Origin of the sequence: Porphyromonas levii DSM 23370, assembly GCF_000379925.1 — a bacterium.
Classification (GTDB): Bacteria; Bacteroidota; Bacteroidia; order Bacteroidales; family Porphyromonadaceae; genus Porphyromonas_A; species Porphyromonas_A levii.
This window is the reverse complement of record NZ_KB904286.1, coordinates 1-12,486: the sequence shown is the minus strand read 5'-3', so window position 1 is coordinate 12,486 and position 12,486 is coordinate 1. Positions and strand designations below refer to the sequence as shown.

At 44.8% G+C, this 12,486-nt stretch carries 10 protein-coding genes, 1 rRNA gene and 1 pseudogene; 1 reads left to right on the top strand and 11 read right to left on the bottom strand.

Features of this window, described 5'->3' with window-relative positions; translation table 11 throughout:
• Window positions 1-108 (top strand): annotated as a pseudogene (locus A3GG_RS13450) (IS982 family transposase); the annotation flags it as partial.
• A gap of 100 nt (window positions 109-208) precedes the next feature.
• Here A3GG_RS13450 and cbiB read toward each other — a convergent pair.
• The 11 genes from cbiB to rrf form a co-directional block, all read right to left on the bottom strand.
• On the bottom strand, window positions 209-1,150 hold the full coding sequence (cbiB, locus tag A3GG_RS0109160) for an adenosylcobinamide-phosphate synthase CbiB (protein WP_018358995.1): 942 nt from the start codon (window positions 1,148-1,150) through the stop codon (window positions 209-211).
• Window positions 1,144-2,142, bottom strand: a complete 999-nt coding sequence (locus A3GG_RS0109155) for a pyridoxal phosphate-dependent aminotransferase (protein ID WP_018358994.1) — start codon at window positions 2,140-2,142, stop codon at window positions 1,144-1,146. The genes cbiB and A3GG_RS0109155 overlap by 7 nt, the downstream gene beginning before the upstream one ends.
• Complete coding sequence (locus A3GG_RS0109150) at window positions 2,132-3,004, bottom strand: cobyric acid synthase (protein ID WP_018358993.1); 873 nt, start codon at window positions 3,002-3,004, stop codon at window positions 2,132-2,134. The genes A3GG_RS0109155 and A3GG_RS0109150 overlap by 11 nt, the downstream gene beginning before the upstream one ends.
• Window positions 3,004-3,792 carry a 5'-nucleotidase, lipoprotein e(P4) family gene (locus A3GG_RS0109145; RefSeq protein WP_026215749.1) on the bottom strand — a complete coding sequence of 263 codons (789 nt, stop codon included), beginning with the start codon at window positions 3,790-3,792 and terminating at the stop codon, window positions 3,004-3,006. The genes A3GG_RS0109150 and A3GG_RS0109145 overlap by 1 nt, the downstream gene beginning before the upstream one ends.
• A 12-nt stretch (window positions 3,793-3,804) precedes the next feature.
• Window positions 3,805-5,709 (bottom strand): TonB-dependent receptor, encoded by a 1,905-nt coding sequence (locus A3GG_RS0109140; RefSeq protein WP_018358991.1) that lies wholly within the window; start codon window positions 5,707-5,709, stop codon window positions 3,805-3,807.
• 3 nt (window positions 5,710-5,712) lie between these two features.
• Window positions 5,713-8,712, bottom strand: a complete 3,000-nt coding sequence (locus A3GG_RS0109135; protein WP_018358990.1) for a tetratricopeptide repeat protein — start codon at window positions 8,710-8,712, stop codon at window positions 5,713-5,715.
• Between the two features lie 37 nt (window positions 8,713-8,749).
• The gene (mnmL, locus tag A3GG_RS0109130) at window positions 8,750-9,688 is read right to left on the bottom strand and encodes a tRNA modification radical SAM protein MnmL/YtqA (RefSeq protein WP_018358989.1); all 939 of its coding nucleotides are present in this window, start codon (window positions 9,686-9,688) and stop codon (window positions 8,750-8,752) included.
• Window positions 9,689-9,883: 195 nt separating this feature from the next.
• Complete coding sequence (locus tag A3GG_RS0109125) at window positions 9,884-10,498, bottom strand: L-threonylcarbamoyladenylate synthase (protein ID WP_018358988.1); 615 nt, start codon at window positions 10,496-10,498, stop codon at window positions 9,884-9,886.
• A 3-nt stretch (window positions 10,499-10,501) separates the two neighbouring features.
• Window positions 10,502-11,236: an SAM-dependent methyltransferase gene (locus tag A3GG_RS0109120; RefSeq protein ID WP_018358987.1), complete on the bottom strand. Its 735-nt coding sequence runs from the start codon at window positions 11,234-11,236 to the stop codon at window positions 10,502-10,504.
• A complete protein-coding gene (locus A3GG_RS0109115) occupies window positions 11,226-12,143 on the bottom strand; it encodes a DUF1731 domain-containing protein (protein WP_018358986.1) in 918 nt (305 codons plus the stop codon). Before A3GG_RS0109115 ends, A3GG_RS0109120 begins: the two co-directional genes overlap by 11 nt.
• 105 nt (window positions 12,144-12,248) lie before the next feature.
• A 5S ribosomal RNA gene (rrf, locus tag A3GG_RS0109110) occupies window positions 12,249-12,357 on the bottom strand.
• Window positions 12,358-12,486 lie beyond the last annotated feature (129 nt).

The following is a 12,486-nucleotide window of genomic DNA, read 5'->3' as shown; positions in this document are numbered from 1 at the left end:
TTTGTCGTCAATCTCGTCAGTGGTTTAATTGCTTATAACCTAATGCCCAAGAAACCTCAGCTAAATTTGGAAATTATCAGAAAACCTAACGAAATCGCCATCGCTTAGGTCGAACTCACGTTAGTAAATATTAGTATCAACAAAATATACCTTATCTAGAATTTATCTTCTTAGTAATAGCACATCTATTATCCTAAGATAGTGGAGATTAGAGCAAGTAGGCTAGGAGGATTATGAGTGATAGGAGTACCAGCATCAGCACTTCAGAGCTACGATTGGTTCGCAATGCTCTTTGGAGATCCTTTGGGATAAGCGTTCTTTGCTGCTTCCCTATTGTCGGTTTTTCGAAATACTGACCGCCATAGTAATGCCCTCCACCAAACTGACAGCCCAACATGAGTGCTAGCGCGGCTTCGGGGTAGCCAGAGTTGGGACTTGTATGATTTTTCCCTTCCCTGAATACTTGCTTAGTAAGGTCGATCCGACCATTGACTGCCAACATTAGTAGAGCAGTGAGCCGAGCTGGAATCCAATTGGCTACATCATCAATCTTGGCAGCTAAGTAGCCAAAGTCGCGATACTTTTCATTTTTATACCCTATCATGGAATCGAGGGTATTAATCATCTTGTACGCCACCATACCTGGCATACCAAGTACGGCGAACCAGAAGAGTGGTGCAATGACACCATCGGAAAGGTTTTCAGAGAGTGTCTCAAGAGCGGCCGTCTTCACCTCTTCCTCTGTAAGCTCTTTCGTATCACGCCCTACAATACGTGAGAGCTGATTGCGCCCAGACTCCAAAGAAATAGCCAGCTGTGCGAATACTTCTCTCACCTCTTTTATGAGCGTATGACCTGCAAGGCAAGTACTCACCAAGATAATCCCAAGGGGAATGCGAATCCAATTTGGAGCAAAGGCGAATATCACCCAAGTAAGTGTAAATGCCAGCAGAATCAATAGAAGTGCTACAAGGGCTCCTTTGTACTTTCGATTGAACCCATTATTGAACCAGCGATCAGCTCTACTAATGGCATGTCCAAAGCATACCACAAGATGCGGAAAGCCTTGGGGATCTCCAAAGATTCGATCTAATAGCCAGCCTATCCACAGGATGGCTAGGGCAAGCAAAGGTGTGAAGAATATCAACATAGGTTTTGAGGTAAATCTGATAAAGCTTCAACGAGGAGGGCGTTTTTCTCTGGACTCTGTGTGGCAATACGAATATGCTGAGGTGTAAGTGTGGGGAAGTTAGAGGCATTACGAATGAGGATACCATGCTTAATGGCCAACCAATCTTTTAGTTCTTGGGATTGGTGACGGCGCAGCTTTGCCAAAAAGTAGTGGGTGTCGGTAGGCTCGATATCCATAATATCGAGTTGTTCTAATTGATCTACCAGTCGTTTCCGCTCTTCTAATAATTCTGCTAGTAAGAAGGGGACACCCGAAGCCAATAAATAGTGCCCTGCTTCTATGGCTAGAGCGTTGACGCTCCATGGCATTTTGAGTGCCACCAAGCGCCGGATGAGTTGGGGGTGAGCCAAAATATAGCCCAACCTCAGCCCTGGTATGGCATAACTCTTGGTGAGTGACTGTATCACCAAGCAATTGGGAAGAGTCGTTATCTCTTCGGGCTGTAGTACCGCCTTGGGGGTGAAAGCGTGATAAGATTGGTCGACCACAAAGACAGTATCGGGATGGTCTTGGATGACGCGGAGCAAGTCATCGTGAGGATATGTTCGCCCTGTAGGATTATTGGGATTACAGAGCCAATGGACTGCTCCCAATCCCTCCTGCAACAGAGTATGCCCAAAGACTGTAGCAGCATGGCGGTATTCGGAGAAAGTAGGCTGCATAATACTTGACGTAGCACCCTGAAAGAGGTGCGCCATCAGATAGATAGCCTCAGTTGCACCACTGGTAACTAATAGGCTCTCCTCCGGTACGCCGAGCATAGCAGACAAGCGAGCCTCTAGCTGAAAGGCTTGTGGCTCGGGATAGTGATGGATAAGCTGACGATTATGGGTAAGATGCTCCCACAGAGCCTCATCGTGAGGAAGATGAGGGACGTTGGAACTAAAATCGGCGACAAACCGCACGCCTCTATAGAGGTAGCGGTCGTCGCCGTGATCGTTATATCTCATCGTCGGATAATATCTTGTAGAGCTTCTCTACATCTAGATGCTGTCTGAGGTGATCTGCCATCTTATCGAAGGTAGTTTCGTACCCCTCTAGGTCGGCATTGGTATAACTTACTTTGGACTTGCCATGGTCACTGAGTGTGTCTTCGCTAGGAAGTAGTTCGCCCTCCATATAGGGTAGTACGCCTAAAACTGGGACATTGGTGAGCTCCTCAATCATCTGTATAGCTGGCTCAAAGATAGTGCGATCTCCTCTGAACTTATTGATGATGATACCCTTTATCAGCTTGCGGTGCTCAGGCTTTTGTAGCATTACTGAGCCATAGATAGAGGCAAACACCCCTCCTCGCTCTATATCTGCCACGAGTACTACAGCCGCATTGGCATGCTCAGCCATAGGCATATTCACGAAGTCTGTCTCTAAGAGATTAAGCTCGCTAACACTCCCTGCGCCCTCCAGCACAACAGGATTATATTGCTCTACTAGCTGATCATAAGCGCCCCAAGCACTCTGCTTGAGTATGCCCCTCCCTTCACTTTGCCTGAAGTATTCGCGAGCTTGGTGGCTACCGAACTCCTTGCCGAGGCAGTAAATCTTACTCTCGACCATACTAGAGGGCATCATAAGTACGGGGTTGAGAAGCGCATGAGGCTCTACACCAGCAGCCTTAGACTGAATGGCCTGCGCAATACTAATTCGATCGCCATTGGGCGCTGTATAATAGTAGGGCGCCATATTCTGTGCCTTGAATGGCGCTGGATGATAACCATCTTGCTTGAAGAGGCGGCAAAATGCTGCCACCACGAGACTCTTGCCGACATCACTTCCTGTGCCGGCAATCATAAGGGGACGAAGATTATTCATTAGTAAGTCTTTGCTTTCTTCTTGATAAGTTCTGCTTGTTGTATTTTATCGAGACGCTTGTAGCCCGAGAGAGCTGATTCCCATTCACCATAGTTAGGGTTGGGGAGCACAATATACATCCCTCCGAAAGTATTTGCATCTTTCTGGGTGAGTGCACTTCTATCTTCTTCACTTGCCTTGTAGTAGCCAGGAAAGTCGGTAAGCTGATCTCCCATGTAGATAACCACTTCATACTCCTCCATAACCTTGGCACGGCGCTCATCCTTATTGCTTGTATTGCTCTTAAGCATTAAGTGTGCATCATCGGCGTTGGGGAAGCCAAACTTCTGGAGATTAAGTAGCGTCCCTTGGCGCTCTTGCTCATTACGATTGGTGATATAGAAAATCTCTACCCCATTATCAGCAGCATACTGCAGGAAGGAAAGAGCACCAGGAATGGTATCCGCCTCTACACGATTGACCCATCTAGTCCACTCTTTAGTATCAAATAGTTCTCCTCTTATCCCTTGATACACTGCATTCGGTGAGTTATCAAGAATGGTTTCATCTATATCCGTTACAATAGCAAGAGGCTTGGAATCTTCTTGCATCAATGAGAGTGATTGATCGAGATAGAGCCGAGCACCATTGAATGCTTGATAACATAAGGCATCGTACTCTGCAGCTCTCTGCATCCATGCTGCAGTATATACCTTGGCAAAAGGCATCTCGAGGGAAGACACATTTCTATGACTACCACAAGATGTAAACAATAGTAGAAGGGGAAATAATAAGATAGACTTCTTCATATACTTGGGTAATTAAAAGGCGAATGTAGCAGCAAGGACAGCTGTAGCGCCCTGACGATCGTAACCTCTCCAGCGACCAATCCTCTGATTAAATAGGTTCTCACCTATCAAGGAAAGGCCAATATTACGATGTACCTTATAGGATATGCGAGCGCCAAAGTCAGCTACAAAAATAGTCTCTTCAGGTAGTAGTGCAGGAGGGACAATGCCAAGGGCATCAGTTGGCTGGGATAGCTCTGGCATCCTGATACCTCCAAGCGCAGTGAAGTTGACGTTGATGCCAATCTTGTCGTTGATAGCATAATCGCCAGAGATACCTATCTCATAAGTTGGTCGTCCATAACCGACAGTGTAATCTTTGACCTCCTCTGGTCCATTAGGTGTAAGAACCTGTTTTACGCCTCTAGACTTATAATGATTATACTTTACAGACGCTCCGAGGTCAAGACCAATAGAGGAAATATAGCGAGCCTTAGCTCCAACAAAGATATTACCTACTGCGCCCGCATTTTTTAGACTGTAGAGAGGGGTATAGATGCTCCTAGTATCTGGGTCATCCATTACTAGTTCATTGGAATAGTAGGTGACATAGCAATTAGCCATCCACTCTGAAAAATCGAGATAAGAAGCATACCCGCCATGGACATCGAGAGAGAAACCATTGATATTACCGACCTGAACACCAGCTAGCACTCTATACTTTGCGATGTCGTACCCTTGGTACACACTCATCGCATCTGCCCATCTGTTCTGTCGATAGATATCACGAAGCGTATGGTACTCTGCACCTCCATCTGAATTGAGGTAGATAGAGAAGTGGTCATTCGCCTTAAAGCGAGCCTGAACATCAGGAATGATCAAGAACTTCTTGGAGCCTATATTGAGTAACTGTATACTCGCTCCGGCCTTAAAAATAAAGGAGGGAGCAGTATAGGCGAAGTAAGGGGCAACGGAAAGTGCCTGAAGTGGATTCAATCGATTCCCTAAGATATTATTCAGCGCAGAGATACTAATCAACTGATATCTACCGTCAGCTCCTAAGCTCCAATCTGACCCTGCAAACTGATAACCGAGATTACCCTTAAGGTCTAAAGAAAGCTCAGCTACCTTGTGTCCGTTGATAGGAGCGGTATTCTTGGGAATAATAATGTTATTCTCCGTATAATACGATGAGATATCATCCTTAGAAATGTAGCCTACCTTACCATCTATACTATACTGGACACCTCTTGCGAGTGAAAGAGGAGATGGAGAAACACCGATGCGAACGTCTGTACCAATCATTCTAGCAAGCGGATACTCGGCAGTCAGCTGAGAAGCGCCCTTGATGAGATCGGGGACTATACCATAATAGGTATTGGCATGGTGAAACACGTCTACGCCAATGTTGTATACTCTATCTGGAAGCGCATGTGAATAGTCTAGAGCTACCTCGGTATCATGTGTCTGATCCCATGGACTCAGAGGGTATACTTTCTGAGGCACTTGGACAAAGCGCGACAGGTGGTCTGCAGAAATTAATAATGTACCGACGTCACTTGTCTTTGTCAGTACTCCTATATTAGCTCCTACATGTCCAGGAAATCCGCCAAAGATACGAGCATGAAGTAGCTGCTTGACATGCTCTGGCTCTAGAGGATTATCAAATGGGCTGAACAGTTTGGGTGTTACATTCATCGCAATAGGATAGGTATTCCGAGCGAAACTGATAGGGCGTAATGATGTAGCACCTGTCGACTGTAGGGGATTAAAGAAAGCCTTTTCGGCCTGCTGTCCTACAGGTTGATAATCACGCTGAAGTACCATCTCACGCTGAAGCGTATCTGGTGCATATGGATTAGCATGGGCTAAAGCACCACTCATTAGCATGGTGCTAGTGAGGAGTAGAGCCTTGTGTATATGTCTTATATTCTTCATTTCTTAAAGTCTTGCCAAGCGTTCGTCAATCATCTTTATGATACCATCCTTGCTATTGGTGTAGCTACTGCGTACACTCTCCAAGTAAGTACGCGCTGTATCACAGTCTCCAAGCTTTTCGTAGCTATCAGCAAGAAGTACAAATGCTCTCGCTAGCCAATAGGCATCTGTTGTACCCTTATTAACCACCTTTTGTATCTTGCTCTGAACCGTCTTGTATTCTCCTTTATCATAGAGTTCAAGAGCGACAATAGTCTCTGCAATAGGATGCCCCCCAAAGTCCTTCAAAGCTAAAACACGTTTAGCATAGGAGAGGGCATTCTGTTTCTGATTATTGCGAGCATATCCCTTGGCAGCTGCAAGGAAGACATTAGCTTTTGCCTCCTCATTCACAGCTATCTTACCATCAGCAACCTGCCAAGCTAAGCTATTGAGGAAGTCGGCACTACCACTCGTCTCTGCACGGTCGGCAGCTGCTCTAATCCAATTACCGCGTTCCCCAAGGTTTTTGCTCACAAGCGCTAAGCTCATGTATGCCTCTGCCGCACGACCTGGCTCATTTAGCCTATCGTAGCATGATGCGAGTAGGCGATAGGTATCATCTGCGAGCTTTCCAGAGAAGTTCTTCGCCCGAGAGGCAACGGTAGATACCGCTCCGCTATAATCCTTAGCATTGTACTGTAGAAGAGCCTTATTGTAGTAGACATTATCGACAAATGCCCCATTTGGATAGGCATTAAGATACTGATCAAGTGCTCTATTGGCTTCAGAAGGAGTGCCCGAAGCTACTACACGCTCCGCAGCAATAAATGCGAGGGAATCCATTTCGGCATGAGAAGTAATATCCGTAGCCCCCACTTCTTTTACGAGATCGCTATAACTATCTACTCTATTGAGCTGGACACTGATACTCTTTAGATCCTGAAGCGCGCTCTTTGCCTCAGGGGAGTTTGGATACTGTCGCACGACCATTTCATAAGCTCTCACTGCGTCGTCCAACTTATTATCTCCGTAATAGGATAGTGCCATCTGAAGCCCTACTTTAGAAGCAAGTTCATGATGTTTATACCTTACGAAGAAACTCTCGAAGGCCTGCTGTGCCTTATGATTGTCTCCAGCAAGAGCCAACGCTCTTCCCTGTTCGTAAATAGCTTCAGCTGCAAGCTTTGAATCTGGATAACGAATAGCAAGAGATGACATTAAGTCTGCTTTATCCCGATAGTCCTTTTGTAGACCACGTGCCATCGCCTTACTAAATAGTGCATAATCGGACTCTGAACCACCTGCCTGCTCTGCTGTATTATAAAAGGAAATGGCAGTAGCATACGCCTTTCGCTGCATCTCTATATCGCCCAGACGATTATTGATGGCCGTTTTTTGCTCAGGGGTAGGAGCGGTATTTACCTGCTGATATTCCTTAAAGTAACGCTCCGCTTCTCCATATTGCCCAAGATTATAATGTGCATAGCCTAGGGTATAGTATGCGTTGGGATTTAGCGCCAAGTCGGATGGACGAGACTTAAGATAACTCTCAGTGCTACTTATTGCGGTATTGTAGTCCTTTGCCCGATATGCAGCTTCACCCTTCCATAGATAAGCCTCTGCAATGCTCGTTGGGTCTTGTGCGCCTTGAATAATCTCGTCGTATTGCTGAGTAGCCAAACGAGTATCTCCACTTGTCAACGAGGTATTCGCTTGCTTTAGCTTAACTCTATCTCGCACCCTCGATAGCTCTCTAGGAAGTGGGCTCATCTTATTTAGTTCTGCGAGAGCTGCACCAGCGTTAGGCTCATTGAGATAGGCATCGGAAAGATATCCTATCACCTGCTTTCTGTACTCACTAGTAGAATAAGTAGAGAGGAACTTAGCTAGTCTCTGAGACCCTGCCCCTACTCTACCTGGAGTCTGCGCATAAGCAGCTAGTGCCCCATTGAATTCTGATGCTTCTGTAACTGGGGCGTATGCAGCAATTGAGCGTGCACGGTCAAAAGAGCTAATCGCCTTGCTCGGTTGCTTGAGCGCAAGCTGTGTAAGCCCAGCATAGTAGAGCGATAGTTGGCTCATGAAGTCACTATTACCCTCTGCTGCGGATAACAAATACTGCTCAGCCTCTCGATTTTGCCCAAGTTCAAATAGATTTTTTCCCAGAACCAATTGCTCAACTCTTCCTGGGGTAGATGTATTCTGTATATATCTTTTGAGATAAGACACGGAGGACTGCAGCTGACCTAGACTACTTGCAGATAAACCAGCAGTTCGGTTGAGAGACGATTCTACTTCAGTGGGCAAATCTCTTTGTTGTAATCCTCGCTCTGCCATCGATAGTGCCTCGCTATACTTCATCTCGGTAAGACGAGCTTCGGCTAGATAAGCATTAGCGTAGGTACCATACTGAGAGTGGTTCACGACGCGCTCCATATGCCTAGCACCCTTGGCAACCTGACCCTCCTTCATCTGTATGTACCCAGCATAGAAAGAGGCATCATCCTTGAAGCCTCTATAGTAAGTAAGTGGCTCAAATAACTTAAGAGCTTCCGACTCTCTTCCCTCCTTAAAAAGGGCATAGGCATGATAGTAGTCCACCGTAGCTCCCATACGCTCTGGCAGAAGTGAAGTATCTACCTGACGGAGCCAATATATTGCACTACCGTACTGCCCTTTAGCATAATAGAGCTGACCCAATGCAGCCCAAGCATGGTTAATATAGCTAGAGTGTGGATACGTCTCGATAAACTTCAGGAGCTGTAATTCAGCATCTCCTGTTCTCAGCATCCCCTTGGCAATAGCATCTAAATACTGAGACTCGTCATCCTTTACATCCAACTGCCATGTATCTTTATATACTTTCTGCAGTCCCTCAAGCGCACCTACAGGACTGGAGAATTGGAGCGCCTCACGTACCCGGAGCATATCGACATTACGAGGGCTCAACACCTGTGCGGGGCTAACAGCAAAAAGAGCTCCTGCCATCAATACCCCTAGTATCCACTTTCTCTTCTTCATTACTTCATATTTTACCTCCCGACAATACCCCACAAATCTAACTATTTTCCATCAAATCAGCCTCGTATTGATCACCTTGGCGCCATTGTCTTTCCCTCATACGGGATACTATTAAGTGGGTAAATTGATAGTTCTTAATACCCCAACGAGGAGCAATAATCATGTGAGATGGAGCCTGAGAGACAAAACGATCTACATATACATTAGGTCTAAGCCTCCTCAGTATACGGCATACCAGCTCCACATATTCCTCTGACTCGAAGAGGGGAAAAGGTTCTTGCTGATACTCCCTTGCAAGCTTAGTTCCCTTCAAAACCTGTAACTGGTGTAATTTAACGGAAGTAATAGGCAATCGCGATAGTCTATCGATATGCTGGAGGTACTGGTTACTATCCTCTCCCGGAAGTCCCATTATCAGGTGAACGCCCACAGGGATTTTCCTCATTGCGGTCTGAATAATTGCCCACTCGCTCTCCTCGAAAGTATGTCCCCTATTCACCCTTTCTAGAGTGGTGTTACAAGTACTTTCTACTCCGTACTCTATATAGACAAAGGTACGTAGACTAAGCTCCTCGAAGTAGTCTAATAGATCTACGTCAACACAATCTGGACGAGTGCCCACAATAAGACCGACAATGTCAGGACAGCTAAGAGCTTCCTCATACAGCTGTTTCAGCTCTTTCAGACCTCCGTATGTATTGGTATAGGATTGAAAATATGCCAAGTACTTCATACCGGGATACTTAGCACCAAAGAAGCCTTTACCCTCCTCTATCTGCTCAGTCACGCTCCCCCTAGCTATTGTATATGAGGGACTAAAGGATTGGTTATTACAGTAGGTGCATCCTCCATACCCCTTGCTTCCATCCCGATTGGGACAAGTAAAACCAGCATTGATAGATATCTTTTGAACCTTATGGAGAGGGAAAGCCTCTCTTAGATACTCTCCAAAGTCTCGATAGATTGGACTATTCATAGCAACGTCTATATAAAAAAGAAAAAGGCTGTCTCACGACAACCTTCAATCTTGATATTAACCTAAAATCTAATACTATGAAAAACACGATGCAAAGATAAGCGTAATTTTTGACCCGTGCAAGTATTTCGGCAAATATTTATCGAAAGAAGGCGGTCTTAACCTTTTTTATTGCTCAATAACGAACTGTTTAGACTACAAAGCTAGGGATATCGGACCCTCTCGGACTATCTGGAAAGGTTCGGAGGTACAGTCTACTATGGCGCTCTCCACCATACTACCCATGCCTACATCTACCACATAAGCGACCTTCGAGCCCCAAAGCTCCTCAATAAGCTCGGGATGATAACCATACTCTGCATCTCGCTCATCCATATCAATTGGAAGGGAAAACCCAGTTAACGGATGACCAAAATAATCGACTAGATCAAGGGCTAAGCGGTGACGTGGGATACGCACTCCTACTTCTTTCCTGCCCTTATAGATCTTTGGAAGTGAACTACTTACAGGAAGTATAAAAGTAAATGGACCAGGAGTATTTGCCTTTATCAACTTAAAGGCATCATTATCCAAATGTGCATACTCGCTTATCTGAGAAATATCTGAGCAAAGAATGGAAAATAGACTCTTCTTGGGATCTATTCCCTTTAGATGTGCCAAACGCTCTAGACTATTTTGATTAAGCGCATCACAGCAAAGACTATACCGCGTATCTGTGGGAATAATAATCAGTTCTCCATCTCGGAGCACTTGAGACAACTCTCTTAGAACCTTTTCAGGAGTAGGAGATCCATCGTATACTTTTATCATAGCTTATTTTCCAAGTAAAAATATTGCAGGGCGCTTGTGCCAACTAGCACCACCTTTCATCAGCTTACGCCACTCAGAGAGGGCCATTGTGTGCACCTCTTCTGTTGGAGTAGTCAAATCAATTGCCACAGATAGTTTCTGTGAAGGGGAGAGCAGATCTACAAGTTCCTCTATCAGTTTATCATTGCGATAAGGTGCTTCAATAAATATCTGAGTCTCTCCTTGCTGAGCTCTACGCTGCCACTCTAGAAGTATTCTTCGGCGTTCCTTATTATCAAATGTCAAATAGCCATGAAAAGCAAAGTTTTGACCACTAAATCCTGAAGCCATCAACGAAAGAAGTATCGAAGAAGGACCAACAAGCGGTACGACCTTAATACCAGCTCTATGACAATCAGCGACTACATGATGACCGGGATCAGCGACAGCAGGGCAACCGGCCTCACTCATCAATCCCACATCCAATCCACTTCTTAACAGCTGAAGTATCTCATCCTTAGGATAGCTATACCCCTGATGCTTATCTACCTCAATGATAGAGAGAGTAGAGATATTAATCTCAGGTAAAACACTCTTAATGTATTGGCGAGCTGTTCGAGCATTTTCAACTACATAATGCTTAGTATGCCTAATAATATCTAAATTATCAGCGGGTAAATATCGTCCGACACCTACCTCTCCAATAGAGATAGGTATCAGATAGAGGTTACCAACCCCATCTAAGTTCTTAAAGGTCATAAATACTGGTCAGTGCTGAATGAATATCAGGATAGAGAAAACTATATCCAGTCTGTAGCAAATGCTTACAGGATATCCTATTGCTATTCAAAAATTGCTCAGAGAATTCTCCTCTTGCCATCCTTAAGAGACACTTAGGTAAATGAAGAGGATAAGTACGTCCACGCCTCACATAAGCTGCGGTAGATGACAACTGATCATAGGTAACCCAATCTGGAGCGACACAGTTATACGCACCATAAAGATTATCATTATCTATAGCCCATCGAAGAATACGAGCAGCATCACTTACATGAATCCACGGAATAATCTGATCACCATTACCATATATAACAGCAATACCACGACTACTTCCAATCGTAATGTGGGGCAAAATACCACCATAGTGGCATAATACATTACCAAATCTCAAAGCAACCGAACGCTTAGCAAGCGCTTCTACTTCCAAAATATAAGCCTCCTCCTCACCTGCCGAGTGTAATTGAGCTAAGAAATCATGCCCTGAGCGCGACGCCTCGGTATGAATATATGGATTAGTATCACTCCCATAAAAAGTAGTAGATGAAACAGTGATAAAGGTCTCTAACTCCTGGCCCAAAGCCATCAACATACGACCAATCAGGGCTGTACCACCAGCTCTATAACTGATTAATACATCTCGATGATGCACATCGAGAGTCAAGGGACTTTCCGAAGAACCTCCTACGTGTATAATATGATCTATTCCTTCCAATGCGTTAGGATCTAGTTCATCTTTAAGAGGGTTCCAGTAGAAATGATTATCCGCCATAGGGTGCCTAGTCAGAAGGCGCATATCATACACCCCTTCATAGACCCTCATAAAATGACGTGTCAACAACTCATTAGACCCCGTAAGAAGTACTCTATCCATATTCTCACTATTCATATTACTAATAAATACCGTAAAGATACCCAATTATTAGTAAATAACCAGTAAAGTTTACAAAAAGAGAGAGACGCTCAGTTGTAAACCACTAAGCGTCTCTCAGTAAAATGGCGACTACCTACTCTCCCTTCGTAAAAGTACCATCGGCGTTACTGGGCTTAACTTCTCTGTTCGGAATGGTTAGAGGTGGATCCCCAGTGCTATAGTCACCTAATTATATCTTGACATATTGGCAATAATCTATATCTACTACAATAACTAAAGAACTAAGAGATGACATCTCGATTGGTCAATGTCCTTCTATCTTACTTATTTTATAGCGTCAACGCTTAGCAACTAAGAA